Source organism: Janthinobacterium sp. Bl 1, assembly GCF_058215535.1.
This window is the reverse complement of the sequence record NZ_CM177086.1, coordinates 3,929,517-3,953,902: the sequence shown is the minus strand read 5'-3', so window position 1 is coordinate 3,953,902 and position 24,386 is coordinate 3,929,517. Positions and strand designations below refer to the sequence as shown.

At 59.4% G+C, this 24,386-nt stretch carries 38 protein-coding genes, 1 tRNA gene and 1 pseudogene; 12 read left to right on the top strand and 28 right to left on the bottom strand.

Features of this window, described 5'->3' with window-relative positions:
• Nucleotides 1-62: 62 nt before the first annotated feature.
• Nucleotides 63-872 (bottom strand): hydroxyacylglutathione hydrolase, encoded by an 810-nt coding sequence (gene gloB, locus AC4BCN_RS17825; protein WP_338678978.1) that lies wholly within the window; start codon nucleotides 870-872, stop codon nucleotides 63-65.
• Nucleotides 873-891: 19 nt separating this feature from the next.
• Between gloB and AC4BCN_RS17820 the strand changes: the two genes are divergently transcribed.
• The 4 genes from AC4BCN_RS17820 (at nucleotide 892) to AC4BCN_RS17805 (ending at nucleotide 3,071) form a co-directional block, all read left to right on the top strand.
• A complete protein-coding gene (locus AC4BCN_RS17820) occupies nucleotides 892-1,668 on the top strand; it encodes a class I SAM-dependent methyltransferase (protein WP_219328870.1) in 777 nt (258 codons plus the stop codon).
• The gene (gene rnhA / locus AC4BCN_RS17815) at nucleotides 1,661-2,098 is read left to right on the top strand and encodes a ribonuclease HI (RefSeq protein ID WP_034755581.1); all 438 of its coding nucleotides are present in this window, start codon (nucleotides 1,661-1,663) and stop codon (nucleotides 2,096-2,098) included. The genes AC4BCN_RS17820 and rnhA overlap by 8 nt, the downstream gene beginning before the upstream one ends.
• Before the next feature lie 101 nt (nucleotides 2,099-2,199).
• The gene (gene dnaQ, locus AC4BCN_RS17810; RefSeq protein WP_034755584.1) at nucleotides 2,200-2,916 is read left to right on the top strand and encodes a DNA polymerase III subunit epsilon; all 717 of its coding nucleotides are present in this window, start codon (nucleotides 2,200-2,202) and stop codon (nucleotides 2,914-2,916) included.
• A gap of 80 nt (nucleotides 2,917-2,996) precedes the next feature.
• Nucleotides 2,997-3,071 (top strand) — tRNA-Val (locus tag AC4BCN_RS17805).
• An 88-nt stretch (nucleotides 3,072-3,159) separates the two neighbouring features.
• Here the strand turns inward: AC4BCN_RS17805 and AC4BCN_RS17800 are convergent.
• From AC4BCN_RS17800 to AC4BCN_RS17680, 25 genes and pseudogenes are all read right to left on the bottom strand, one after another.
• Complete coding sequence (locus tag AC4BCN_RS17800) at nucleotides 3,160-4,119, bottom strand: tyrosine-type recombinase/integrase (protein ID WP_338678977.1); 960 nt, start codon at nucleotides 4,117-4,119, stop codon at nucleotides 3,160-3,162.
• Nucleotides 4,053-4,412, bottom strand: a complete 360-nt coding sequence (locus AC4BCN_RS17795; protein ID WP_338678976.1) for a helix-turn-helix transcriptional regulator — start codon at nucleotides 4,410-4,412, stop codon at nucleotides 4,053-4,055. Before AC4BCN_RS17795 ends, AC4BCN_RS17800 begins: the two co-directional genes overlap by 67 nt.
• Nucleotides 4,409-5,413: a hypothetical protein gene (locus AC4BCN_RS17790; RefSeq protein ID WP_338678975.1), complete on the bottom strand. Its 1,005-nt coding sequence runs from the start codon at nucleotides 5,411-5,413 to the stop codon at nucleotides 4,409-4,411. The genes AC4BCN_RS17795 and AC4BCN_RS17790 overlap by 4 nt, the downstream gene beginning before the upstream one ends.
• Nucleotides 5,410-5,652: a hypothetical protein gene (locus AC4BCN_RS17785; RefSeq protein WP_338678974.1), complete on the bottom strand. Its 243-nt coding sequence runs from the start codon at nucleotides 5,650-5,652 to the stop codon at nucleotides 5,410-5,412. The genes AC4BCN_RS17790 and AC4BCN_RS17785 overlap by 4 nt, the downstream gene beginning before the upstream one ends.
• Nucleotides 5,649-5,909: a hypothetical protein gene (locus tag AC4BCN_RS17780; protein ID WP_490491383.1), complete on the bottom strand. Its 261-nt coding sequence runs from the start codon at nucleotides 5,907-5,909 to the stop codon at nucleotides 5,649-5,651. The genes AC4BCN_RS17785 and AC4BCN_RS17780 overlap by 4 nt, the downstream gene beginning before the upstream one ends.
• A 75-nt stretch (nucleotides 5,910-5,984) precedes the next feature.
• Nucleotides 5,985-6,107: a hypothetical protein gene (locus AC4BCN_RS17775; RefSeq protein ID WP_338678972.1), complete on the bottom strand. Its 123-nt coding sequence runs from the start codon at nucleotides 6,105-6,107 to the stop codon at nucleotides 5,985-5,987.
• The gene (locus AC4BCN_RS17770) at nucleotides 6,104-6,262 is read right to left on the bottom strand and encodes a hypothetical protein (protein WP_338678971.1); all 159 of its coding nucleotides are present in this window, start codon (nucleotides 6,260-6,262) and stop codon (nucleotides 6,104-6,106) included. Before AC4BCN_RS17770 ends, AC4BCN_RS17775 begins: the two co-directional genes overlap by 4 nt.
• A 50-nt stretch (nucleotides 6,263-6,312) precedes the next feature.
• Nucleotides 6,313-6,723: a hypothetical protein gene (locus AC4BCN_RS17765; protein ID WP_338678970.1), complete on the bottom strand. Its 411-nt coding sequence runs from the start codon at nucleotides 6,721-6,723 to the stop codon at nucleotides 6,313-6,315.
• A complete protein-coding gene (locus AC4BCN_RS17760; protein WP_338678969.1) occupies nucleotides 6,720-7,436 on the bottom strand; it encodes a hypothetical protein in 717 nt (238 codons plus the stop codon). Before AC4BCN_RS17760 ends, AC4BCN_RS17765 begins: the two co-directional genes overlap by 4 nt.
• Nucleotides 7,433-7,840 (bottom strand): hypothetical protein, encoded by a 408-nt coding sequence (locus AC4BCN_RS17755; protein ID WP_338678968.1) that lies wholly within the window; start codon nucleotides 7,838-7,840, stop codon nucleotides 7,433-7,435. Before AC4BCN_RS17755 ends, AC4BCN_RS17760 begins: the two co-directional genes overlap by 4 nt.
• The gene (locus AC4BCN_RS17750; RefSeq protein WP_338682309.1) at nucleotides 7,837-8,094 is read right to left on the bottom strand and encodes a DNA translocase FtsK; all 258 of its coding nucleotides are present in this window, start codon (nucleotides 8,092-8,094) and stop codon (nucleotides 7,837-7,839) included. Before AC4BCN_RS17750 ends, AC4BCN_RS17755 begins: the two co-directional genes overlap by 4 nt.
• A gap of 75 nt (nucleotides 8,095-8,169) precedes the next feature.
• A pseudogene (locus tag AC4BCN_RS17745) lies at nucleotides 8,170-9,066 on the bottom strand (recombination-associated protein RdgC); the annotation flags it as partial.
• A gap of 13 nt (nucleotides 9,067-9,079) precedes the next feature.
• Nucleotides 9,080-9,784 carry a hypothetical protein gene (locus AC4BCN_RS17740; RefSeq protein WP_338678967.1) on the bottom strand — a complete coding sequence of 235 codons (705 nt, stop codon included), beginning with the start codon at nucleotides 9,782-9,784 and terminating at the stop codon, nucleotides 9,080-9,082.
• A 27-nt stretch (nucleotides 9,785-9,811) separates the two neighbouring features.
• A complete protein-coding gene (locus AC4BCN_RS17735; RefSeq protein ID WP_490493613.1) occupies nucleotides 9,812-10,261 on the bottom strand; it encodes a DUF1367 family protein in 450 nt (149 codons plus the stop codon).
• Between the two features lie 330 nt (nucleotides 10,262-10,591).
• Complete coding sequence (locus AC4BCN_RS17730; RefSeq protein WP_338678965.1) at nucleotides 10,592-11,305, bottom strand: KTSC domain-containing protein; 714 nt, start codon at nucleotides 11,303-11,305, stop codon at nucleotides 10,592-10,594.
• Between the two features lie 32 nt (nucleotides 11,306-11,337).
• Complete coding sequence (locus tag AC4BCN_RS17725) at nucleotides 11,338-13,119, bottom strand: YqaJ viral recombinase family protein (protein WP_338678964.1); 1,782 nt, start codon at nucleotides 13,117-13,119, stop codon at nucleotides 11,338-11,340.
• 36 nt (nucleotides 13,120-13,155) lie between these two features.
• Nucleotides 13,156-14,055: a RecT family recombinase gene (locus AC4BCN_RS17720; protein WP_338678963.1), complete on the bottom strand. Its 900-nt coding sequence runs from the start codon at nucleotides 14,053-14,055 to the stop codon at nucleotides 13,156-13,158.
• 112 nt (nucleotides 14,056-14,167) lie between these two features.
• Nucleotides 14,168-14,413, bottom strand: coding sequence for a hypothetical protein (locus tag AC4BCN_RS17715; RefSeq protein WP_338678962.1), 246 nt, complete (start codon nucleotides 14,411-14,413; stop codon nucleotides 14,168-14,170).
• Entirely contained in the window at nucleotides 14,410-14,550 is a 141-nt protein-coding gene (locus tag AC4BCN_RS17710) for a hypothetical protein (RefSeq protein WP_338678961.1), read from the bottom strand. Before AC4BCN_RS17710 ends, AC4BCN_RS17715 begins: the two co-directional genes overlap by 4 nt.
• Before the next feature lie 265 nt (nucleotides 14,551-14,815).
• Complete coding sequence (locus AC4BCN_RS17705) at nucleotides 14,816-14,995, bottom strand: hypothetical protein (protein WP_139089466.1); 180 nt, start codon at nucleotides 14,993-14,995, stop codon at nucleotides 14,816-14,818.
• A 127-nt stretch (nucleotides 14,996-15,122) separates the two neighbouring features.
• Nucleotides 15,123-15,395: a hypothetical protein gene (locus AC4BCN_RS17700; protein WP_338678960.1), complete on the bottom strand. Its 273-nt coding sequence runs from the start codon at nucleotides 15,393-15,395 to the stop codon at nucleotides 15,123-15,125.
• Between the two features lie 627 nt (nucleotides 15,396-16,022).
• Complete coding sequence (locus AC4BCN_RS17695; protein WP_338678959.1) at nucleotides 16,023-16,937, bottom strand: BstA C-terminal domain-containing protein; 915 nt, start codon at nucleotides 16,935-16,937, stop codon at nucleotides 16,023-16,025.
• A gap of 181 nt (nucleotides 16,938-17,118) precedes the next feature.
• Entirely contained in the window at nucleotides 17,119-17,448 is a 330-nt protein-coding gene (locus AC4BCN_RS17690) for a hypothetical protein (protein ID WP_338678958.1), read from the bottom strand.
• Nucleotides 17,445-17,756, bottom strand: a complete 312-nt coding sequence (locus AC4BCN_RS17685; protein ID WP_338678957.1) for a hypothetical protein — start codon at nucleotides 17,754-17,756, stop codon at nucleotides 17,445-17,447. The genes AC4BCN_RS17690 and AC4BCN_RS17685 overlap by 4 nt, the downstream gene beginning before the upstream one ends.
• Complete coding sequence (locus tag AC4BCN_RS17680) at nucleotides 17,753-18,517, bottom strand: S24 family peptidase (RefSeq protein WP_338678956.1); 765 nt, start codon at nucleotides 18,515-18,517, stop codon at nucleotides 17,753-17,755. Before AC4BCN_RS17680 ends, AC4BCN_RS17685 begins: the two co-directional genes overlap by 4 nt.
• A gap of 80 nt (nucleotides 18,518-18,597) precedes the next feature.
• On the opposite strand from AC4BCN_RS17680, the gene AC4BCN_RS17675 reads away from it, so the two are divergent.
• Nucleotides 18,598-18,921, top strand: coding sequence for a transcriptional regulator (locus tag AC4BCN_RS17675; protein ID WP_338678955.1), 324 nt, complete (start codon nucleotides 18,598-18,600; stop codon nucleotides 18,919-18,921).
• A complete protein-coding gene (locus tag AC4BCN_RS17670) occupies nucleotides 18,918-19,049 on the top strand; it encodes a hypothetical protein (protein ID WP_338678954.1) in 132 nt (43 codons plus the stop codon). The genes AC4BCN_RS17675 and AC4BCN_RS17670 overlap by 4 nt, the downstream gene beginning before the upstream one ends.
• Before the next feature lie 2 nt (nucleotides 19,050-19,051).
• Here the strand turns inward: AC4BCN_RS17670 and AC4BCN_RS17665 are convergent, their stop codons facing one another.
• The gene (locus AC4BCN_RS17665; protein WP_338678953.1) at nucleotides 19,052-19,531 is read right to left on the bottom strand and encodes a hypothetical protein; all 480 of its coding nucleotides are present in this window, start codon (nucleotides 19,529-19,531) and stop codon (nucleotides 19,052-19,054) included.
• A 110-nt stretch (nucleotides 19,532-19,641) separates the two neighbouring features.
• Here AC4BCN_RS17665 and AC4BCN_RS17660 point away from each other — a divergent pair, with 110 nt between their 5' ends.
• The 5 genes from AC4BCN_RS17660 (at nucleotide 19,642) to AC4BCN_RS17640 (ending at nucleotide 21,880) form a co-directional block, all read left to right on the top strand.
• Entirely contained in the window at nucleotides 19,642-19,929 is a 288-nt protein-coding gene (locus AC4BCN_RS17660; protein ID WP_338678952.1) for a hypothetical protein, read from the top strand.
• Nucleotides 19,930-19,946: 17 nt separating this feature from the next.
• On the top strand, nucleotides 19,947-20,162 hold the full coding sequence (locus AC4BCN_RS17655) for a hypothetical protein (protein ID WP_338678951.1): 216 nt from the start codon (nucleotides 19,947-19,949) through the stop codon (nucleotides 20,160-20,162).
• A gap of 76 nt (nucleotides 20,163-20,238) precedes the next feature.
• On the top strand, nucleotides 20,239-20,502 hold the full coding sequence (locus AC4BCN_RS17650; RefSeq protein ID WP_338678950.1) for a helix-turn-helix domain-containing protein: 264 nt from the start codon (nucleotides 20,239-20,241) through the stop codon (nucleotides 20,500-20,502).
• Nucleotides 20,503-20,693: 191 nt separating this feature from the next.
• Nucleotides 20,694-21,479, top strand: coding sequence for a KilA-N domain-containing protein (locus tag AC4BCN_RS17645; RefSeq protein ID WP_338678949.1), 786 nt, complete (start codon nucleotides 20,694-20,696; stop codon nucleotides 21,477-21,479).
• Complete coding sequence (locus tag AC4BCN_RS17640) at nucleotides 21,476-21,880, top strand: hypothetical protein (protein ID WP_338678948.1); 405 nt, start codon at nucleotides 21,476-21,478, stop codon at nucleotides 21,878-21,880. The genes AC4BCN_RS17645 and AC4BCN_RS17640 overlap by 4 nt, the downstream gene beginning before the upstream one ends.
• A 50-nt stretch (nucleotides 21,881-21,930) precedes the next feature.
• Here the strand turns inward: AC4BCN_RS17640 and AC4BCN_RS17635 are convergent, their stop codons facing one another.
• Nucleotides 21,931-22,527, bottom strand: coding sequence for a hypothetical protein (locus AC4BCN_RS17635; RefSeq protein WP_338678947.1), 597 nt, complete (start codon nucleotides 22,525-22,527; stop codon nucleotides 21,931-21,933).
• A gap of 35 nt (nucleotides 22,528-22,562) precedes the next feature.
• On the opposite strand from AC4BCN_RS17635, the gene AC4BCN_RS17630 reads away from it, so the two are divergent.
• Nucleotides 22,563-24,377 carry a DNA cytosine methyltransferase gene (locus AC4BCN_RS17630; protein WP_338678946.1) on the top strand — a complete coding sequence of 605 codons (1,815 nt, stop codon included), beginning with the start codon at nucleotides 22,563-22,565 and terminating at the stop codon, nucleotides 24,375-24,377.
• The last annotated feature ends 9 nt before the right edge of the window (nucleotides 24,378-24,386 follow it).

The following is a 24,386-nucleotide window of genomic DNA, read 5'->3' as shown; positions in this document are numbered from 1 at the left end:
CAATAAAAATCCCGGCGGTGCCTGATGGCGCCGCCGGGATTTTTCTTTTTGGAAGCAGAAGCTTAAAAGCTGTTCTTCCACATCCGTAGCGCGGCAAACGCTTCCACGGGCGAAGCATCGGTGGCCAGCTTGCCTTCCACCTTCAGGCTGGTCAAAATCGCCGGTTCGCGGTAGCGCAGGAAGGGATTCGTGGCCTTTTCCAGGGCAATGGTCGACGGCACGGTGGCTAAACCTTGTTGGCGCTTTTCCGTGTCGATGGCGATGCGTTCCTGCAGGGCCACATTGCCCGGCTCGACGGCGTTGGCAAAGCGCAAATTGGACAAGGTGTACTCATGCGCGCAAAATACCTCGGTATCGTCGGGCAGGGCGGCCAGCTTGCCCAGCGAATCGGCCATCTGGCCCGGCGTGCCTTCGAACAGGCGGCCGCAGCCGCCCGCAAACAGGGTGTCGCCGGAAAACAGCCACGGTGCGCCGCTGCGCTCGTCACGCTGGCGCACGTAGGCGATATGCCCCTTCGTATGGCCGGGCACGTCGATGACGTTCATCTGCAAACCCAGCTCGGGCACATGGGCGACATCGCCTTCGGCAAGCGGTTCCGTGATGGCTGTGATAGCCTCATTGCGCGGGCCGAAGACGGGGACGGCGAAATGCTGCAACAATTCAGGCACGCCACCCGTGTGGTCGGCGTGGTGATGCGTGAGTAAAATGGCGGACAAGGTCAACTGATGGGCTTGCAGCGCATCGAGGATGGCCGTCGCATCGCCGGGATCGACCACGGCGGCGTGGCGGCCGTCGTGGATCAGCCACAGGTAATTGTCGGCAAAGGCGGGCACGGCAAGTACCGATAGAGCGTGTTCAGGGGAGTGTGTCATGAGCAAAAGAGAAAACTGAATGGACAGTGTGGCATCCGAAAAATCCATTATAGCGCTTGACGGCTGGCTGCAGACGCCGGCCGGTCTGTACGTGCGCGCCTGGGAGCAGCAATGCCTCGACAGCCTGACCGTCGATATCTTCGGTTTTAATGCCGTGCAGATCGGCTTGCCCCAGCTCGACGCGCTGGCCGCCAACCGCATGCCGAACAAATGGCTGCTCGATGCGCGCCTGCCTCCGCGTCCGCCGCAAGAGAAGCGCCTGACCCTCGTGTCGGCCTTCGATGAGTTGCCGTTCGATTCGCAAAGCCTGGACCTGGTGGTCTTGCCGCACGTACTCGAATTTGCCGCCGAGCCGCACCAGGTCTTGCGCGAAGTCGAGCGCGTGCTGATCCCGGAAGGGAGAGTGATCGTCTGCGGCTTCAATCCGGCCAGCCTGTGGGGCATGCGCCAGGGGGTGGGGCGGGTCACGGGGCGCCACTACCTGCCGCAAGCCGGCGAGCTGATCTCTATGCCGCGCATGAAAGACTGGTTAAAATTGCTCAACATGGGCGTCAGTCAAAGCTACTTCGGCTGCTACGCACCTGCCTGCAGGACAGAAAAATGGCTGCGCCGTAACGCTTTCATGGACAAGGCGGGTGCGCGCTGGTGGCCATATCTGGGCGCAGTGTATATAGTGCAGGCGATCAAGCGCGTCAAAGGGATGCGTTTGATCGGTCCGGCGTGGACCAAGAAACCGGCGACGGCGCCCGCAGGCGCACCGGTCACGAATAAAAGGCGGGAACAGCAAGATGGATAAGGTTGAGATTTACGCCGATGGCGCATGCAAGGGCAACCCCGGCACAGGCGGTTGGGGTGCGCTGATGGTGGCCGATGGCGCCAAGAAAGAAATTTATGGCGGGGAACTGAATACGACGAATAACCGCATGGAATTGAAAGCCGTGATCGAAGCCTTGACGGCGCTCAAACGTCCGTGCCAGGTGGTGTTGTATACCGATAGCCAGTATGTCCAGAAGGGCATCAGCGAATGGATCCACGGCTGGAAGGCGCGCGGCTGGAAAACGGCGGCCAAGGCGCCCGTGAAAAACGTCGACCTGTGGCAGGCGCTCGACATCGCCCAGGCCGTGCACGAAGTGGAATGGCGCTGGGTGCGCGGCCATAATGGCCATCCGGGCAACGAGCGGGCCGATCAACTGGCCAACTTGGGCGTGGAAACGGTACGTGCCTGAGAACTAAATTTCTGCCCTGCAGCAGCGGGCGGGACGTAACCGGAGGGCACAGGTTTGCTATACTGTGCCCTTCGCTTTTTGCTTTTAAGACTGAATTCACCATGCGTCAAATTGTTCTCGATACTGAAACCACCGGCCTGAACCCGCGTACGGGCGACCGCATCCTGGAGATCGGGGCGGTCGAGCTGAACAACCGCATGTTGACGGGGAATAATTTCCACCATTACATCAATCCCGAGCGCGACTCGGAAGAGGGCGCGTTGGCCGTCCACGGATTGACGACGGAATTCCTCAGCGACAAACCGAAATTCGCGGAAATCGCCGACGAGTTCCGTGCCTACATCGCCGGCGCCGAGCTGATCATCCACAACGCCCCGTTCGACATCGGCTTCCTGAACGCGGAATTCAAGCGCCTGAACCTGCCGCCAGTCCACGAGCAAGTGGTTGGCGTGATCGACACCCTGGTGCAGGCGAAGGAAATGCATCCGGGCAAGCGCAACTCGCTTGACGCCCTGTGCGACCGCTATGGCGTCTCGAACGCTCACCGCAAGCTGCACGGCGCGCTGCTCGACTCGGAATTGCTGGCCGACGTCTACCTGGCCATGACGCGCGGGCAAAACAGCCTGAGCATGGAAGAAGAAGTGGAAGTGGCCGCCGACGGCGCCGTGCTGGAAATCGTGCCCCTGGCCGAAGTCATCTTCCAGAGCGCCACGGCCGACGAACTCGCCGCCCACGAAGCCACCATCGCCGGCCTCGACAAGGCCGCCAAAGGCCAGTGCATCTGGACCGCCGTCACGTCGCCGCCAGCGGCCGCCTGAGAAAAAGCGGGGCTAGGTAAATTTCCTCTTGCCAGCCCTTGCAGATGCCGCAACACCTATGCGATAATTCGCCTCGCTTCGGGAGGTTAGCTCAGGGGTAGAGCACTGCATTCACACTGCAGGGGTCGCAAGTTCGAAACTTGCACTTCCCACCAAGAATATCAGGTGAAATCAATCACTTACACGTAAAGCCGATCTTTAAAAAGGTCGGCTTTTTTGTTGAGTGTAATTTTTCAGTGTAATTTACTTTGCGACGACCAACAGCGATAGCTTATTCAACGCTTCGCGCTGCGCATCCACCTGCAGGTGCGCATAGCGCTGAGTCGTCTGTATATTCGCGTGACCCAGAATCTTGCTGATCGTGTAAAGGTCAACTCCCAGCCCCAACATGATGCTGGCGCATGAATGCCGAAGATCGTGAAAATTCACATGCGGCATGCCCGCCTTCACGCGTGCGCGGCGCCAGGAAGATTGCACTCCGTACAATGTCATTTCCAGCGGAAAGTATTTAAGCCAAGGCCGAAGCGCCGGGATGATTGGTATGACGCGCATGCGCAGCGTCTTCGTATTGCTTGCAGGGAACGTTATAGTGTCGTGGCCAATATGCGAGCTTTCCATCTGGAACAGTTCGCCACGCCGGGCACCAGTCAGAAGTGCTGCCCATATTGCCGCTTGGGCAATAGGTGTACAAAACGAAGCAATTTTTTTGACCTGCTCGACTGTCAGAAAAACTTCGCGCTTGTTGTTAACGGCTACCGACTCGATCCGTAGGCCGTAGTTTTCCGGAATTAGCCGCTGGCGCCAAGCCAGGTGGAGGCCTTTTTTTGCGCACGCCAATGATCTATTGATTGTCGCCGGAGCGTAGGCGGGCACCAGCTTTCCGGTTTTCCTGTGGGGGATAAGCTTGCTCATGTCCTTGATGACGTGGTCGGCAAATTCTTGCGCCTGGCTCGCCTTGTATCGTTCCGCCCAGGCGCCCAGTCGCTTGGCATGGTGTTTTGCCGTATCCGCGCTGCGAAGGGTCTGAGAATGCTCGACAAACAGCGCGAGAACTGCTGTCATTGGTATATCGCCCGGAATGTGCACTTGCTTTTGCTTCGGCGCGCGCGCCACTGCCGCACGGAGCTCAGCCTCGATCAGCTTGGCATCACTCGCAGTTGAACCGTCCGGCAACTCTCTGTGAATTCTTTTGCCATCGACCATGATTCCGACGTGGAGTTTACCCTTGCTGTCTTTCCAGACTGACATATTTGATTTCCCTTTAACCAGCTCTTGCATTCTTCAAGGTCGTAGCGCTTGGACCGCGCGCCGACCGGTGTATATGGCAATCCTGCCTGCTCGAGGCGGCGGATCGTTGATTCGCTGACGCCGAGTGCGGCGCAGATCTGCTGCCTGTTCAATTCCCCGGATGTGCTGACGGGCTTCTTGCCTGCGGCTTTGTCCAGCGCCGCCACCAGTTCGGCAATGTGGCGCATCTCGACTTCGCTCATGTTCATGGCGCGCTCCCGACCGCGTCGTCGTCGGCATGCCCGCTGCCGCCGCAGGCAGGGCAATCCAGTTCGCCGCCCTCCAGCTCCTTCACGCGGGCTTCTGCTTTCTCAGCGCGCTCCTTCATTTTTACAGACAGGCGCTCGCATTCATCGGCTTCGGCCTCTGCCATTCCAATCTTGTGCATGGCAGAGTTCCGGATTGCGTTAAGGGAGCCGACAAACCCATGATATGGGCCTATTCGGTACGCGCTCTCGCAGGCAGTCATCAAATCATCCAGGCCCATGCTTCCCGCCGCTGCCGGCCGCCGCGCCGGCAGCGGCGAGTGTTTCGGCTTTGCCGCTTGCTTGGCGCGGATCGCCTCGACCTTCGTCCAGATCCTGGCCAGCTCGGTGTCGCCGGCGGCGTGCATGTCCAGGCCTTGTGCCAAGCACAGGGCGGCCAGCGTGACCATGACGCCGCCGACTTCCTGTGCGCGCTCGCCGACCGGGCGGCCGTACACATAGTCGACCAGCTGATGCGCCTCTTTGGCCGTGCAGCCGCTCGCCTGCACCAGTTCCAGGGATTCTTCCAGGAAGCGGTGATTGCGCTCGGCACCATCGGCTGAGATTTCGGCGCCGAAGCACGCCATCATCCAGGGCTGCACGCGGCTCTGGAATGAATCGGTGGGCGCCGCCAGCTGCTCTTGTGCTGGAGCCGCCGGTGCGGCCGCCAGCATGGCGCGATATGCCGGCGCCATCGTCGCCAACATGCCAGCCAACGCATTGACGGTCGTGCCCGGCGCCATGTTCATCCGCATCAAGACGAGCGGCGCCGCTTGGCGTGCTAGGTCGATGTCCGCAAGCGTTGCGGTTGGCCAGGATGCGATTGCGGCGCCAGCAATGATCTCAGGCGTCGGCTCAACCGGTACCAACTTCCAGCCATCCGGTACGGCCAGGTGTTGCAGCGCTGCGGCGACCGAAGAGGGCGCAGCTTGCTCCAGCGCGTCATTTCTATCGTTGTTGATCATTCTGCATGCTCCAAAAAGGTTATCTCGCTGGGCTGGCGCGGTGTCGCGTCACCCATCAGGTAAATCACGGAAGACACGCCGCCACCAAGCACTTGGGTGCTCATGCCGCGCAAGTGGTGCTGCTTACCCTCGAACAGCACTGTCTGGCAGGTGTGGATCGCGCGCAGCACGGCCCGGTCCAGCTTGTATGCCGCCTCGGCCGGGGTCTCCGGCGCTGGCGCTAGGTTGCGGCTGCTCATTGCGCCGCCTGCTCGCGACGGCCCCATACCCAGTACGGGCCATCTTCGGAGTCGTGAATGGACAGCGTGAACCAGCCATCACCGGCAGGCGGCGCCGGGTTCCAGTCGGAGACGTCCGTTCCTGCCTGGCCGAAGTAGGCGATATGGGCTGGATGCGTATCATCCTCGGATTCCAGGCTAGAGTAGGTAGTGTCCAGGCCCTGGGCAGCGAGCCACGCGCGATATTCCTCCTCTTGATCTTCATCGAACTCCGGCATATCTGGATGCCTATACCATCCTTCGGCATCGCGCACGACCGGCGCCCATTCAATTATCTTTTTCACATTCACCTTTCAGGTTGTCGTAGCCAAGACGCCCGCCAGGGTCGCTGCCACGTAAATAAGGATCAGGGCCGCCGCCACGCGCGCGGCGCTGGGGCTGCGCTCGCTGTTCGGCACTTCGTCGTTGTCGGTCATGCCGCCTCCGTTGTTGCAGCTTCGTCGGCAGGTGGCGGATACAGCGCCCGGAAGGCATGCAAGTCATCGCCATGCACGCGGAAGCCTTCCTCTCCGAACACAAAGCGCCCTGGCCAGCGACCGCCTGGAAAGCTGAAGTCGATATAAGCCCGCATGCCGCCTCCATATGCCGCCTCCAAGTGCCACCCATAGACGTACACCTCGGTCACATGGCAACTTGGCAACTTGGCAGCTTGGCCTCGACCAGTTCTTGCAGTGCCGCGCCCGCCGCCGCATTCGCGCGCTGCCGGGCGAAGTGGCGGGCCATGCAGGCTTCGCAGCAATACGGATCGCCGGCAGTGCTGAGCGTCAATTCTTCCGTGTCCCGATTTGCCCAGTTGCCGCAGCCGTGGCGGCGGCATTCGAACCGCCACCCGGCTTCGATCAGCGCCTGGGCCGGCACAGGGCCAGGCGCATACTGGTCGTATTCCGGTTTGCGCACGCATGAATCGACGCCATCCCACTCGCAGCCGATTTCATTGCCGCCTTCCCGGCGCGCCGCCGCGCTACTGGTGGCGTAGCGAATCACCGTCATGTCGTCGCCGTCGCTGACCTGGTAAGCCTTCAGGCGCTTCATGGCGTCACCCGCTTGAATGTGATCGCCCAGCACCACGGATTGGCATCCCAGTCGCCGCCGGTCGACTCCCAAAGGTCGCGCCAGGCCGTGCGCTCGGTTGCGCGCCCACTGGCGCCAGATCCTTTGCACACGATGTCGTAGCGGTCCTGCGCCTCAGCCAGCGCATCCATGTCGATGCCCTCGGCCACAATGTCGGCGTCGCTGATATCCTGCAGGCGCTCGACGCGCACCGATATGATCTCCAGCAGGATCCGACAGGCCGCGCGAGGCATGAAAATAGAGGGGCGCATGTACCAGCCGGGCAGCGCGCCGCCGCGCCCGGCTGCCAGCGGCACTCCCGGGAAATCGGCATCGTACTGGTACGTGCGGTCGCATTCGGCCGTCATGTCGATGAAGTGCCATTCGTCGCGGCCCTTCTTCTTGCTGTAGCGAGTTACCCAGCGGCCGTAGGCAAAGAAGGTTTCGCGCACCCAGATTTGATCGCGATGCGCGCCGTGCGGGCATGCGTCGCCAGCCATGCCGTGGGCGCCAGGCGCGCGCGTATCCGCTACGCTCACCATCGACTGGAACGCGTTGCAAGGCCACTGGTAATCGCCCGGGCGATGCGGTACTGGTTCTGGCTGCGGCTTCATGATCCGCCGCGTCTGCGTCTTGCTGCCGTCGAGCAGGGCACGCACCATGGCGCCGTTCATGAGGATGGGGTGCTCTTTCACGTCGGACCTCCTTTCAGTAAGTCGTGAATCCGGATGGCCAGCGGATTAACGGTAGGCTGCTCGCCGGAGGCTTGAACTGCCTTGACGTGATCATCGTGCGGTCTCACCACTTCGGCCAGCAGCACCCGTGCTGCGGCAAGCTTTTCTTCCAGGCCCTTGGCGTAAGCACTCATGCTGCGCGCGTTCCAGCCGCCGTCAAGCGCTTCGTCGGACAGGCCGTCGAGTGCGTTCCAGCAGGCGACCAGGCGCTGCGCGTTGGCCTGATGGTCAAACCCTTCCATCGGCATCGCGGCGAAGACCTGTTGCTGGGCCGAGCCGTTCGCGTATTCCATTAGCGGACCACCATGTGCTGACGCAAATTTGCCCAGAGTGAGCAGTCCTGGCGTGCGTGATATTGCGCTCATGCTGTCGCTCCTGGAGCAGCCAGTACCGTGCGATTGCCATTCGACGCCATGCCGCTCACCACGCCCAGCGTCTCCATTGCTTCCAGCAGGTTGCCGGCCCGGTTGAAGCCGATACGTAAGTGGCGCTGCACCAGTGATACAGATGCGCGGCGATGTGTGCGTACGACCTCGACGGCCTGGTCGTACAGCGGATCGCTTGCGCTGCCGTCTCCAGGCGGGACGGTGCCGGGCGCCTGGCCATTCAACTCCAGCACCACGCGTTGCTCGCGCACTGGTTCGTGGCCTTTGGCCGGCGCCGCGTCAACGGCTGGGCGCGCCGCTGGCGCCACGGCGTCCACTTCACCGCCCAGCGCATCGACCAGGTCGACCAGCATCTTGGCCAGCTCGCCCGTCATCAGGGCAAAATCGCTGTCGAAGCGCTCTTCATTATTTTTCGTGCCCGATTCCCGCTCCGTGATCACGTCCAGCGCCTTGACGCTCTTGATGGCCAGGCTCTCGTCCAGCACGAAGCTGATTTTGTCGCTCCAGGTCATGGCCAGGCGCGTGCACTGCTTGCCGGCGGCAATGTGGCGGCGGATATCGTCCGCTTCCAGGGTGTGGCGCTTGTACGCCACCTGCGCCTTGCTTTCGCCGGTGGCGCGCATGATCGCATCCTGGTCGACCGTGAAGCCTGCCGGGGATTCGTCCGCTTGCAGCCATTCCGTCATGGCGCCGACCGGCGAGCGCTGAACGCGCAGGCTTTCCAGCGGCAGCTTGTCGACGGATTTCAGCAGCAGTTTGATCACTTCATCCGCCTTGGCCGGGCTGGCCGCATCCACCACAAGCCAGCCATTCACCGGATCGATCCACACGGCCGTGGTGCTGAGAATGGCGAACGCGCGCGGCAGCAGCTCGTCGGTGACGCGCTCCTTCAATTCCTTCATGGCCTTCTTGCCGGGCGCGAAGCCCTGGGCTTCTTCCATTTCCAGCGCGCGGGCGGCGGCCACTTGGTTGATCACGGTCGACGGCAGCAGCTTCTTCTCGGTTTTCAGCTGCAGCAGGAACTGGCTGCCGACGGCGTGCACGAGCGGCTGATCGGCGCCGCGTGGCGCGGCCCAGCCCTGGCGCACCAAGTCCATGCTGGTGGCGGGCGTGAACTGCTGCGGCGCCAGCGCCTGCTCGAGCACGGCGGCCGTCATGGCCCAACGGGTGGGAAGGCGGTAAATCTGGAGGTTTTTGAAAAACATGGCGGCTGCTCGCTTAATCGTTGTAAGGGAATGTGGTGTCGAAGTCCTCGGCTTCCGCGTCCGCGTCGATGATCAGGCGCGTCTTGGCCGTGTACATCTGGAACAGCCGCTTTTCAAAATTGAAGAGCGGGCCGACGAAAATCTTGTTTTTGATATCGTCCCCAGCCAGGCTCAGGCCCCACACCTCGCCGTCGCCACGAATCCGCAAATGGACTGCGCAAGAGGTATGCCGTTCCTGATCAGGGTCTTCATCGATCGAGATATCGATGTAGCCGTCGTGCCGGTCGCTACGGTTGATGTTCAGCGTGAATTTTTCGCCATGCAGTTGGTGTGCGTTCCACGCGTCTTTCTTGCTTTCGATGAATTCATCCAGCAGCTCTTGCAGAGTGATCGTGGCCGGCGCTGGCGCCAGCATCTCGGCAATATCTTTGTCCAGCTTCTCGGTGAATTCAGTGGACATGACTGCGCCGACGCGCTTCTTGATGACGTCGCCCACCAATTGGCGGTACGACGGCAGGTCTAACGTGTCCAGGTCGACTTCGATCAGGGTGCCAATCTTGGCCTTGAGCGCTTTGCCGAAGTCGCTGTAATCGCGCAGGTGCTCGATGATGCCGGCGGTGACGGCCGCGCCGATCTGCTTTTGTATAGCTTCCTCGATGGCCCCGGACGCGACTACCTTGTCAAATGCTGCGGCGACTGCCTCTTTCAGTTGGTCCATGATCTTCCTCTTTGCTGCCGCTGGCTTTCATGTGAATGCCAGCAGCTGGTTAATTACGTTGTCCAGGTCCTGCCTGGTGTATTTGGTCAAAATCCGGGACAGGATCACGTCGATGGTCGTGCTGTACAGCGCCTCGAACTCGATCTCGTCCATTTGCGAAAATGAAATGCTTTTCGCCTCCAGGCGCACCTCGCCCTTGAGGTTCACCGTTGATTCGAAGAAACCGGCCAGGATCGCTATGTCTTTCCGGAAGCGCTCCTTGTTCTTCGCTACTGGCTGGCCCTGGTAAGTCAGGCCGCCGCGCGGCTCCCACTGATCAAAGGCAAAAGTCACCAGGGCAAAGTATTTTTTGTGAAACTGGTAGTTCCGCACCTTCTTGAAGTCCGCATGCATAAGCGCGCCGGCCTTCATCTTCTGGATGAAGTCGGCCGCCGCCTCGTCATGCGGCACGAGGATGTTGGCCATTTTCATGAGCACAATTTCTGTCAAGGCGGTGCTCCTACGGGCTGAGATTTGACATTCATTTAGTTGCTCCTTTGCATGATTGGCGATATAGTCAAAACTTTAATTAGGCTTTCTATGAGCACCTCTTACACGCAGCTCTCCAGTACCGAGGTACTTGTTTCCGACCTTGTCTACAGTTTTGAGTCACCCCGACAGGCTGAGGCCTTCGTGCTGTGCCTTTCTAGTGGCAGCCTTGGTGGCTGCCTTGCTGTGTGCCATGGCCTGACGCGGCAACGGCCGGCAACTGATCATGAAATGGGTAACCCTGAGCCGGAGGAGGACGACGGTCCATCACCAATGTGATTAGCCAGGCTCGGCAGCCAAGTCGGCCACGTCGATAACAATGCCGCGGCAATACGGTTCGCCGCCTTCCACGATTTCGAACGTGGCATGCGGCACGTCGGTGCGGTAGGTCCAGCTGTAGCCGTCTTCCTTGCCCCACAGGGCATCCACGGCGCGCACCTGCGGCGCCCGGGCGAAATAGTCCTTTAGTGCATCGTCGTCGTGCTGAATATCCTCGCGGAACGGCAGCAAGCCCTTGGCGTCGAGCAGTGCGATGGTCGGCGCGCCGCGCTCGTCGTCCACGAAACCGCGGAACTCCATCAGGTCGTCGCTGGCGCCAAAGATCACGATCAGGCCGGCCGCCTTGGCCTGCAGTTTTTCTTCCTTGGCCATTTCCTTGCCGTACTCGCGCCCCGTCAGCAGCCCGGCCAGCAGCTCCTTGCTCAGCTTGACCGGCGCCTGTTCGACGGCCGGCGTGCCCATGTTCGTGTACGGGTGCTTGTCGGCATGCGGCTTGATGTGCGCGTAAAAGTGCTTGCCGACGGATTCGGCGCCAGCGAAGGCTGCGTATTCGGTGGCCGAGACGTTCGCGTAGTGATAAACGTCCGCCGGCGCGCCCTTGCGGAAGAACTGCACGGCCAGGGTCTCGGTTGCCGGGCAGTGGCCGATGGCGGCGATCTGCGAGGACTGGATGGCTTGCAGGGTGATTTGTGGTGCTGCGACTGCTGTGTTCATGGGTTTCTCCAGGTGGTGGGCGGGGCGGTGTTTTATGCGGCTTCGGCGACCAGGTCGGCGCGCGCGGTGGCAAAGTCGAACTTGGCCAGACGCTCGATGGCCTCGGCCGACGTCAGGCCGAACTGGTCGAACAGCGCATCGAGGATGTCGCTGTCGGATGGGTAGAGGTCATCGGCTGCGGCGTCGAGCAGGTCGAGTGCTGGCGCTGGGCAGTTCGGTGCCGGCACTGGCGCTGCGGCGGACGGCGCGCGGCGGGCGGCAATAGGGGCGGTAGGTTTCGGCGCCGCCACTTGGGCGACCGGCTCGACGGCGCGCTCGGCAGCGATCTGCGATGCTTGCTCTGCCAGCTGGCGCTGCGTGTCGGCTGCCGCGCGCTCGCGCTCCGCTTGCGCCGCCTCAGATGCCAAGCGGTCCGATTCCACCTGGGCCAGGCGGATCGTCTCGGCGGCTGCCTTTTCTGCCTTGACGCGCTCCTCTTCCCGGATCCGGGCGCGCTCGGCTTCGGCCTTCGCTTCCTCGGCGCGCTTGTGGTCCGCGATGCGGCTGGTAATGACCAGCTGGAAGTCATCCATCGGCTTGCCGATGATGTTGGCCATGTCCATGAACAGGAAACCGTAGGTAGCGGCATGCTCGCGGCACCAGGCCTGCTTGGCGCGGTAGTCGGCGGCCTGGGCGTTGGCGGCGATCTTGGCGTTGGCCAGCGTGGTGCTGACGGCATCGCGCAGGCTGCCCAAGGTGCGCTTACCCTTCATCGCACTGGCGAAATCCGGCTGTTGCTGCTGCAGGCGCAGCGGCGTGATTTCGGTTTCGAGCGCGGCAATGTGGGCGGTAAAGGCGTGCCGGCCTTCGTTCAGGATGGTTTCCTTAATCTGTTCTTTGCGGGTCTTGACCAGCTTTTCCAGCTCCAGGCGCTTGGCGCGGAACTGTGCCTTGATGTGGTCGACCGTGCGCATCACTTCGTCGATGGTTGCGGTCTGCGCCAGGGCGGCCGCCTTGGCCAGTTCCAGCTTATCTTCCGCCTCGCCGCAATACTTGACGGTGTTTTCGGCATTGGCGAAGTCTTCGTCGGTTTCCAGCTTGGTGTTGATTTTGGCAATGAACTTCTCGGCGGCCGCCTTATACGCAACCAGGTTGCTGCTGACGACCTTGCCTTCGGTCTGGACGACCAAGGCGGGCAGGGCGGCGATCGGCTCAGCGGCCGGCTTCTCGGCAATGTCGACCTGCGTGTAATTGGAGACGTCGATATCGAACTGCTCCCAGCCGGCAACGATGCGCGCGAACCATGCGGTATCCGGATACACCCACATCCAGGTCATGTTCGATTCGGTGCCGTCCGAGGTCATGAACAGCCACTTCTCGGCGCCGGTCACCATCAGCTGCTGCTGCACCTGCGGCTGGTGCTCGTCCGGCAACACTTCGGCGCGCACCGATGCCGCCAGCTCCGCATTCCATTGCTTGTGCTCGAAGCCGATGGTCTCGGCCATGTTCAGGCCGTCGCAAGAGGCGCTCTCGCGGCCCAGCGACAGTGTGGCCGGGTAGAGCTCGTCGCCGATGATGCGCTCGGCGAACGGGCGCGCAAGCGCTTCGACTTCGTGGCCATAGTCCAGGATGTTTTCCTGTGCCCAGTCGCTGAACTCCTTGGCCAGGCCTGTGGCCTTCATGCGCACCAGTTCGCTGCGGGTGACTTTTTTCGACAGGCCGAGCATCGCTGCCGCCTCGCTGGCGCCGTGGTGGTCGAAGCGAAAGGCGTGCCAGTCATCGCTGCCCTGGAGCAGGTTGTGGATTTCTCGGGTGAGAGTATTTTCGCGTTGCATGATGTGTCCTCGATGATTTATTGTTGGATGTGGCGATTAGTCGTTTTCGCGCGACCAGCTGTCGATGGTTATTTTTTGCGCTTCGGTGAATGTGGCGCGAGTGCTCAGGAAGGCGATCAGCTGATCCGGCGTTTTCTTCTTGGAGAGGATGATCTGGCGCCATTCAGGCGTCTTTTCCTTGAAAAGCTCATCGGTGCATTCGGGCAACAGATCTTGCGTGCCTCTGGCGTTGGCGCTCGTTGCTGGAGGTGTGATATCGACCGGTTCGCGGTAGTCAGCTTCCAGTTCGTCCGGCGTGTAGACGCCAAGGATTACGCCTGGCGCATACTGGCGCGCCCACTTTTTCACCGCGAGGTAACTCAGCTGCTGTTTCGGGTCGTCGGCCCAGAGAGTGGAGTTGCGGGTGCGCGCCTGCGCAAGCAGCAGGTCCAACACCTTGACCTTGCCGGTGGCGCGGATCGTGGCCGAAACACGGACGCCCAAACCAATTTCGTCGGACAAATACCATGCCGGGGCACGATATTCACCCTTGTCGTTCTTCTTGATCTCGTACTTGCCAATGACGTTTTCCCACTGGCCGTAGTACTCGTAGTCGAAGTCGTCCTGGGTCAGGATGCCGGAGGCCGTGATCGCAGCATGGACCAGTTGCGCCTCATACCCGATATTGCCGTTGATGAAGTGGGTCTTCTGCGCCACTGCGAAGGGATTCATCTGCCAGGAAATCGCCTGCATAATGACCGCTAGGCAGTCGCCCGGGGAATTGCGGTATGCCGGCGGCAAAGTTGCTTTGCCCGATGCCATGATGTCGGCCAGGCGGACCATGCTATCCATGTGGGCGACGTCCAGGATCATCTGGCCAGCGGTGCGGGGTGCCAGCGCGCCTGCGGACTGCGTTGTCTGCGTGGCGTTGCGGCTTTCTTGGGTAACTGCGTTCATGACTTTTTCCTTGTGAGTTTTATGATTTCTGCCTTCAGCAGTGCCAGGCGGACGGCGTAGACGATGGCGTGGCCTGCATGCCAGTTGCGCAGGGCCTGGCTGGCCACGTCCATCACGGCTTGGCTGACGACGTCCACTGCGCCTCCCGGTGGGCGCGGCCCAGCTGCTTCGCGCGCGCGGCGGATGCGTCCAGGTCGATCAGCGCTTCGATCTGCGCGGTGATCAGTTCCTTGCGCATTTCTTCGAGGCCGGCCAGCTCGCGGCACACGCCGGCCAGGCGCATCTTGTTCATGCGTTGCTGGTGCTGCGCCTGGTAGTGGCGGTGGGCGGCCAGCAGGCGGCGGAAGAGGGCGATCACGGCCGCACCATCGCAGTCACGCCCAGGGCGCCGTCGTCGTAGGCCGCATCGATCAGTGCGGCCAAGTTGCCGATGGCCGCGAAGTGCGCGACATCCTCGGCACGCGGGCCGGTGCGGATGGTGATGATGTAGCTCATGTCCTGCTCCTCTGGTTAATGTGTTGTTGGCGACCCGAGAAAATCCGTTGGGGGTGTGATTCCTGCGGCTGTTGGGCCACCAACAAAGCAAGGGGCTGGGCGCTACTCCAGCCGTCAGTTGGCTATGTCGTGGTAACGCGACCCGAAACTGACTTACTGCGAGGGAGCTTTCCCTCGGGTGCGTGTCTGCTTCCCACGCCGCCCTTGCTTTGTTGGCCGCCGGTTACGCCGGCGAAACGGGCCAGGGCGACTGGCCGGGGTGAAATCAGGCTGCCGACACCTGCGAAGGGCGGAAGCGCTGGCTTTGCGTCGAGCCGTCCAGCAGCACTTCCAGGAAGTCTCCACGGACGCCCGGATGCGTCTGCACGAACTTGCCCGGGCGCGGCAGCGGCTCGGTTTTCGTGCCCTTCACATTCACCTTCTGATCTTTTTTGAAATTCGACATGCTGTATTTCCTTCAAGGTTGGTTGTGGCGCCGGGCTTCCCCGGGCGCCTGATCCTCACGAAGATCAATCGGAGCATGCTGATCCCACAGGGCATTTATCCGGCCCGCCGGCCTGTTCCGCCTTGAACTACGGCGCGGGCGACCGCTGATCTTGTTTGGCCAGCTCGACCAAGTGGCCGAGCTCTTTGCCGTAGAAGGTGTTACAGGGCGAGGCCATGCGCGCATCCGTCAGAGCCATGGCATGCGCCACACTTTTGTTGCGGGCGCGGACCTTGTTGCGGTACGTGCCGTCTGTGAAGCGAATCGTCACGTCGAAGTGAAAGCGCGGGGCCGGTGCTGCGGCCGTGGCCTGGGCCAGCTCAGCCTGCAGCTGGGTGGCATCGTGGTCGCGGGCGCTCATGGCGATCAGCCGCGCGCCGGGATTGCGATTGCCGGGATCACTTCGCCGTGAGCGACGAGGACCGCTTCAAGTGCTGCGAGCTCTGCTGGGGACATGTCGGACTCCTGTGTTTGCTTTCGATGAATGAATAATAGCAAAGCTATTTTAATAGCGCAATAGCATTGCTAGTAAAAATCAAGATTTTTGGCAACGGAGAGCGAAAGGCGAAAAAAAGCCCCTAATCGTCGGGGCTGGCTTGCGTGATTTAGAAGGGCAGTTCTGAGGGAGGCTGTCGTAAGTAAGTCCGCCAAGCGATCTCTTCAGCGTTTATCAGGTGGATTAGCGGCGCGATGTCGAAGGTGGCGTAGCTTCGCGAAAAGCCGCCGACGCGTGGCGACAGCAACAAAATAGGGAGGGTAGGGAAGAACCGCTGTGCATGAAGCAGAGCGGCTGGGCCGGTGGCCGGCCATGTATCCTCTAGCTTGACCTGGACCACTGCCAAACGAATTTGCTTGATCTTGATGATGGCGGCGCATACTTGCATAAATGCATTATGCAGTAAGAGCAGGTGTCCGGGACTATGAATGAAGAAGGTGCGATGCAAAGTCCATTAACAATCCTGCTCGTTCTAGCTCGCCAGTACTTTTATCATGACAGCGAAGGTGGTTGGTACATCGCACCAATCTTAATGGCCTCGGCGGCTCCACCAGGTAGTAACTTGGCCTTAGTGAGAATGTACTTTGGGAATTTAGTTAGCAAGTAAGTTTCTCTAAACCATTGTCGAAAAACAGGAAGTGCAGCATCGGGGTAAGCATTTGGCGTTTGGGGATTACTGAAAGCTTGGGGGTAGTAATCTGGGTAATTGTGTTCGTATAATATGCGTTGACCAAATGAGCCTTCAAGATTGTTTTCCTTCCAATATTTCGCCCATGCCAGCCCAACGCTTATATCTGGTAAGGTTTTATCATTTACTGTAAGGTCAGCTGAAATCAAATCGACAACAAGGCCGGTCGTTTCCTTGAAGATGGTGAAATAACCAACTGGCGCGCTATCTTTAAGAAGTGAAACCCTGTCATTATAATACTTCCATTTATCGCTGGGGACGTAATGTAGTGCATCATAAATGAATGTTCTAAGCCCAAAAGCAGCAAATCTACGATAGTTTTCAAGTGCTGTTGCGCTATCAGCTTTTGATTCAAAAGCATAGTACTCAAGGAATGCCATGCACACTATGTCGGGATACGCATAATGCACAACTCCATTTTGAATGCTCTCTAAGTGCAATTTGGGTTCATTGAAACCCTTGGAATTTAAGTACTGCTTGAAAAACGAAATGCGGTCTTTACCTAGGACCACATCGCTCCAGTGCTCTTCCCATTCTTTTGTTATGTTCTGAATGGCGTTACGAGCAATCCCAGTAATTCCTGAAAGTCCGCGTTGGGTTAAATAGGGGATGCCATTGTCTAACACGCCCATTTCAATCCCGTTGACATCGCGCTGAATTTCGATGCCGAGATCGAGTGGAATCTGTTTCTGGGTGGCCACCTGGCCTGGGATATTCATCGTTAAGTCCTTGTTTTTATAGATATTTATAGTGGCCACCTCGCGACTGCGGAAATGGCATATTTATAAATTATATATAAAATTGCTTACAAGAAATCTAACGAATTGTTGCGCTACCTCACCCGCCACATACTCGCCGTCGGCGGCGCGATGCCCGTGAGTCTGCCTTTGTGGCGGGAATCTAGTTCGTGAGCTTGACGCCATGATCAGGTGAGGCGATACCTTCCTGCTTGCCCATCCGATAGAAGTGAATTTTGCGCGGGTAGCCCATGAGGCAGGCATCCGCATCGGCGAATGCGGACATGAGGCGCAATATTCCGTTCGTCGATTGGCTATCCGTCTTGTGGTTCCAGGTGACTTTGATTTTACCGGTGTCGCTACCGAGTTCCCATTTTGCGAATTCGGCCATCATCTTTCGCACGTCCTGGGCGGCCGCCTTGTTGCAAGGTGCTGCAATGGCCGCGATTGGCAGGGCCAGCATAGCCGCAAAGAAAATTGATTTTAGGATCATGGCGTCAGGCGGTATGTTTGTTCGTATTGCGTCTGCATAAGTTGGCAGGCATCTTGGGCAATTTTCGCTTCACTCGAACCGGCCGGTAACGCTGTGGCGCGGCTGCGGCACAATTCAACCGCATCCTTGGCGGCAGATTTCTCTTGGGCGACCACTTGCTGTTGGCTTGGAACTGCGCCTTCCGGCTCTCGGTGAACTGATCCATAAACGAAGAACAGCAGGGCTACCAAAGCCGCAGCGCCACCTGGGAAAAGGACCTGCTGTAAAGCACCCCCTTTGGTCGGATTCCTGCCGGGCGGGTTGCTCATAAGCGATCCTTGAAATTCCGTGGTTCGAAGCGCACTACACGGCCGACGACGTTGCAGTCGCTTGTTCGGCAAGGCTCTTGATGGAATTCGGGATTCTCCGATGTCAGATACCATTCGCGGCGCTCATACTTCAAACGCTTCACAACCGACTCGCCTTTGTAGTTCAAAGCGAAAACGCCTCCATTTACCCGGTTTTTGTCCTTGACGTTCACTACGGCAATGTCGCCCTCGTACATCATCGGGACCATACTGTCGCCTTTGATCTTGATGGCCAAGAGGGCGTTAGGGGTAAGGTCATTCTCTTCTAACCATTGGCGAGGGACGTGTAAATGTCCGCCATCCTCAAAAGTATGATCTGCCTCAAACCCGGTAATGCCAGCGCGCAGATGCTCAGGCACCATGCGAATACGGACCATCACCGGAGCCATTTCTTCATCATCGGTTACTGGGCTGGCACCTGGCACACCCTGAGCGCCGACTGACGCGCCGGTATGGGATGCCGCTGCTGCAATTTCTTCAGCGATGGTTGGACTAATTTCTTCGACGTTCACGCCCAGGCCCCGCGCAAAGGCGGTAGCCGCTTTGATATTGAGTGGGCGGCGTGCAGCCACGTACTGCCAGACCATGCCTTGAGAGCCGATCTCGAATTTCGCGCCAAATTCAGCCTGAGAAATCTTTGGCTCGCGCGCGTCAAAGAGTGACTTTAGTCGCTGCGCGTCTTCAATCTGCCAATTTTCTAAGGCCTTGGGTTCTTTTTTCATAAGCGGAGTATAGCGATGCTATTTAAGAGCGCAACGAGCTATGCTATTGACTTTCATACTAGCAATGCTATTATTGCGACATGAACCTCAAAAACTACCTCATCGAGTCAGGCACGAAGAAGGCTGAATTTGCTCGTGCAATCAACGTTTCCCCAGCGCTGCTGCACCAGTGGATTGAAAACATCCGTCCGGTTGCTATTCAGCACTGCCCAGCCATCGAGGGGGAGACGGGTGGCAAGGTGACCCGTCAAGAGCTTCGGCCTGATGACTGGCAAAAGATTTGGCCGGAGCTAGTTGCTGTCGACCCAGGCCACGCCGGCCGCCAGCCTCCTACCGCCAATGCCATCTTTGACACCGTGCCTTTGCGGGCCGCTGTCGGCATCGACGTGGGCGCGAAGCCATGATCCGCCTTCCAATTTCCCCGCCTCGTCCGGCGGCCGACTTCGTGCGCATCCCGCTGGTCGAGTCGCGCCAGCTGCCGCCAGGAGCGCCGCTCGATGAATGCCTCAAGCCACTGAAGGAGTCAACGTGAAGTTAAAACCTAATGCGCACCGGTTGCATCACTTTGTCCGGGATCTCAGATCGTATTTCGCCATGTTCTTTGCAAAAGAAGACAGTTTTCATTCCGCTTCGTTGAAGTTGAAGAAATGTTTTTACGCCGGCAGCCATGCAGTTTGCGCACAGGTATACCGGTTTGTCCGAAGGATCGAGCGATACCTTGGATCGGTACATGACTGCACCATGAGTGTTTTGATGCAACTCGTACTGATCAAGGTCTGCAGCTTTCTCTTCCATTTTTCGCAGCTTCTCTTTCAGCTGACGTTCGCTCTCGGCCAGCGCGTATTGCTTATCCAGGAGCGCCAGACACTGATTTTGGACATCCATCATCCGATCATTCATATCCCCGATGACTTTGGTCACTAAACGGTCATCGCGCTCGGACAGCAACCCTTTCGCCGCATCGGCTGCCAGCTTTAGAGAGGCCAATGCTCCCGCGAGAGTTGGTAGTTCCATGGGAAATTCCTTCAAATTGTTGTTATGGAGATAGCAATGTAGCACGAAGGAATTTCCCGGCCATTTTCGCTGTACCCAAACCCTGTAACACCGACCACCAGGAGAAAACCATGAAACAGAAGCAAAAACGTACCGCGCTCGTCAAGGGCTACATCACCGAAGACAACAAAGATGCCTTGCAAGCCGCATGCACTTCGATGCGCAAGTCGGTCAGCGACGTGCTGAACGAATGCACGATCGTGATCATCCGCAATCACCTGGACGCCAGGCCGAAACGGAATGATACGCCGCCGTTTTCGAGCGGGGCTAGACCCAAATCACGGGAAAAGTTGGGCCCACTCCAGCCGCAGCGCCCCAGCTTCGGCCTGGTCCCGCGCGTCGTGCGGATGCGGGTTTAACGGCATGGAGGCAGCTATTGAATAAACCAGCCGAGGTCACTGCCGAGGAAAAGGAGCTGGTTTTCCAGCGCTCGATGATTTACCGCCAGGCTGAGAAAGACCTGCAGGGCGCCAAGGACGGGAAGGGGGAAGGCGCGGCGAAGGCCGCGCACAAGGAAGCGCGCCAGAAATGGCGCGATGCCACCGACAGAGTGGCGAAGAAATACGAGGTGCCGCGGCGCGAGCCGCCATAACGAACCCGCACCCGACAGCTACAGCATCACATGACCGGAATCTGCCACTTTAATCACCATCAATTAGGAATATGACATGACGCAAACAACTGCAATTACGCCGTATGGCTCGCTGAACAACGCCGATGGCAACAACAACTTGCTCGACACCCTCCTGGCCAAAGGCCCAAAGAACGACGCCGCTCTGGCCCGCGCGCTGGAAGTGGCGCCACCAGTGATTTCCAAGATTCGCCACGGCCGCCTGCCGATCGGCGCCTCGCTGCTGATCCGCATGCACGAGGTGTTCGACGTGTCGATCTGCGAGCTCAAGCGCATCGCGCGCGCCGAGGTGGCGGCTTGACCTGGTCGACTACGCAGCCCGAGCCTGGCGCCAACGCGGCGCTTGGCGAAGACGGCGTCCAGTAGAAAGGGCATGCCGAGTGCGAACTGCCGGTCGATCCCGGCCACGTCCGGACGCGCCAGCACTACGAAGCAATGCTGCAGGAGCTGCAAGGCCAGAAATGAAAAAAGCCCGCTTGCAGGCGGGCTTCCTTGAAACAACAAAAATTCGCGAAAGAATTTATGACCGAAATTGTACAACACAAAGGCATCACGATAGCGAATACGCTGATCGCGATCGATAAAGAAGGCCGCTTTTGCCTCAACGACTTGCACAGGGCAGCTGGTGCGGAAAGCCGCCATCAACCTGCATTCTTCTTCCGTCGCCCGGAAATCCAGGAGCTGGAAGCGGAATTAAACTCTGCGCCGGTGCAGAGTTTGCCAACCATCACTTCCCAGGGCCGCAACGGCGGCACCTACGTGTGCAAGGAGCTGGTGTACGCCTACGCCATGTGGATTAGCCCCAAGTTCCACCTGGAAGTAATCCGCACCTTCGACGCCGTGGTCACCGGCCAGGCACCGGCCGCGCCCAAGCCCAGCGCAATCTCGCCCGCCAAGGAATTCCGCGCCATCTTCGGCATTGCGCGCCTGATCGGCCTCGACAAGAACGCCGCGGCGATCAGCGCAAACCAGGGTACGGCCGCCCTGACCGGCGTCAATATGCTGCAGCTGATGGAGCGCACGCACCTGGCCACGCCCAGCCAGGAGATTTACTACACGCCGACGGAGTTGGGCAGCCGCTTCGTCAAGAGCGCCAGGGCTTTCAACCAGCTTCTGGTCGAGGCCGGCCTGCAAGAGAGTATCGCAGGCCATTGGGTGCCGACGGAGAAGGGCCGCGCGCATGCTTTCGTGGCGGATACCGGTAAGGCGCACGGAAGCGGCACACCCATCCAGCAAGTGAAGTGGCGCGACTCGGTACTTGCGGAGGTGGCATTGTGACTGGCCAAAATGACAATATCCCGCGCCCGACTTTTGGCGTAAACAAGACGAAACGCCGCCGTTCTGGCGTCACGCTTCCTAAGCAAGGCTCCCGCTCGTACGCACTGCTGCAGGCCTTGCTGCACGGGCCCGGCACTTTCTACCAAATCTGCGAGCGCGCGGGCTTCGATATCGAAGAAGCGGGCATGGAGCATCGCTTGCGCATGATTTTCTCGCGCTTCATCCAGGGCAATGTGCGCCAGGTGGGCATTCGCTACGTGCTGAAAGATGCATCGCGCGCGGCGATGCTCGGCGTCGAACCAGAACAGCCAGGCCAGGCGGCCACGCCACACTTTCGCGGTACGGTGGGCGCAATGCCTGTCGTGGTCATTCGCCGGCCAGCTGCGGAGGTGCGCTCATGAATTTCGATCCGGAGAGCATGCTGAGAAAGGATCTCACTAAATTTGACAGGTTAAGGGAGCGACCAATGGAGGCATACAGTTCGCGCTTCAGTGGTGAGTTTCAGCAAGTCATCAATTCTTTGCTCGAGATCGGTGGCAAACAGTCGCTCGTAAATTGTAGTTGGATCTTCCTCCCCATCAGATCTTACATTCCTGAATACAAGCGCCACTTCTTCAAGCGCATGTGGCAACGCTGTGATGTGGAAGACAATTTCTGCGTATGGAACCTCCATTATCGGAATCGTTTTTATAGATTCTCGCAAATCAATCAAAACACTTTGATTAAAACCATGGAAGTAGTGAACGTTGCTGTCTCTGCTTTGGCGAAGCATTTCGTCCGCCAAATCATAAATCCTCGACAGCAGCGCGTCTACTATGTCGACCCTTCGTCTATCGTCACGCACTTGCCTTTCCTTGGCAACTTTCAAAGCCTGCTTGGTCTGAGCATCGGCAATGTAAAAAGCCCCAAGAATCGCAGCGATCGATCCTATCGCCTGCACCCATCCGGACCAATCGGACTTCGTGAGTTCGTAGTGGTTTCCCAAAATGACGATATCGACAACGCCAAAAATTACCAAAAGTACGACCGTGAGGTATGGGTATTTCATGCGTTTGCCGAAAGTTGTTTGAAAGGAATCTTAGCATGAAGCGCGATTCCTTCACTACGGCCATGCCTATTACTTTCGGTTCGGTATGCAGCGGTCTTGAGGCTGCCAGCGTCGCCTGGGGGCCGCTCGACTGGCGCGCCGCCTGGCTGGCCGAGATCGAGCCATTCCCTTGCGCCGTGCTGGCGCACCACTATCCGGACGTACCAAATCTGGGCGACATGACCAAGGTCGCCGCCTTGATCCGCGACGGCTTCGTGCCTGCGCCTGACGTGTTTTGCGGCGGCACGCCGTGCCAAGCGTTCTCGATTGCGGGCCTGCGCAATTCGCTCGACGACGAACGCGGCAACCTTTCCCTTGTTTTTTGCGAGATTGCAGATGAAATTGACGCACGACGCGCAGCAGCTGGACTTCTTCCAGCCGTTGTCTTCTGGGAAAACGTCCCTGGAGTCCTCTCCACAAAAGATAATGCCTTCGGCTGCTTCCTTGCTGGCCTTGCCGGTGAAGATGATCCAATCGAACCGCCAGGGGGCAAATGGGCGTACGCTGGTTGTGTGTATGGCCCCGCGCGAACAGTCGCGTGGCGGACCCTTGACGCCCAATATTTCGGAGTGGCCCAACGACGCCGTCGTGTGTTCGTTGTCGCAAGTGCTGGAGAAGGGTTCGATCCCGGAACGGTACTTTTTGAGTTCGACGGCGTGCGCCGGGATTCTCCGCCGAGCAGAGAATCGCCGCAAGACATTGCCGGTACAGTTAGAGCGAGCGCTGCGCGCCGTGGCGGAGTGCAGGACGAATGCGGCCTCGGGTTGCAGCCAGTCAGTACCGAGGATATTGGCGGAGCACCACAGGGCGACGGGGAAGACCTTGCTTTCGGTGCTGCCTTAGCCGCTCCGGTGGCACGTAGCATTGAGCGTCCGCGCGGCGATGGCCTGGACACGCTCATCGCTGGAACGCTGCAGGCTAATGGCAAGGCCGCCGGCAGCGCGACCCAGCAGGATGCCGAGGCCGGCATGCTTATCCCTATGGCTTTCGGTGGCAACAACCAAGCAGGTGAAATTTATGTTGCCACCGCTTGTCGCGCGCATGCCGGGCCTCACTTCGATTTTGAGAGCGAGACGTTCCTGGTGCTGGCCGCGCCCATCGCCTTCAGCAGCAAGGACTACGGCGGCGACGCCAGCTACGACCTGTCACCCACGCTACGTGCTGGAAACCACGCCCGCAGTCATGCCAACGCCGGCAGCCCGCCGGCTATCGCCTTCGACGCGCGCCAGGACTGCGTGAGTAGTACCAGCGTCTTTGGTGCTCTGGGCACGTCCCGCCCGCAAGCGCAGGCGGTCTGCATCACCGGCGACATCACGCACACTCTTAAAGCCGAAGGCTTCGATGCCAGCGAGGATGGCACTGGGCGCGGGCAGCCAATTGTGGCTGCATTCGCCGAGAACAGCCGCGCCGAAATCCGCCTGGAAGGCGGCGACGGCAGCCGCACCGACGCGCTGTCGACCGGCGGCGGTAAGCCCGGCCAAGGTACGCCAATGGTGCTGACTGGCATGGCAGTCCGCCGCCTCACGCCCCGCGAGTGCGAGCGCCTTCAAGATTTCCCCGACGACTACACCCTCACTCCGTTCGGCCGCGCTATCCGCGCGGAAAAGCTTGATCAGGACTGGATCAAGTACCTGATGCGCGGCGGCGTGATGGCACGCGAGCAGATTGCGCGCGCGGCAGCTGACGGGCCGCGCTACAAGGCCATCGGCAACAGCTGGGCCGTGTCGAACGTGGCATGGCTCGGCCGCCGGATTGATGCTGCTATGCGCGCCAACTTCGCGCATGAGCGCGAGATTGCGAGGGTGGCGTGAATATTAAAA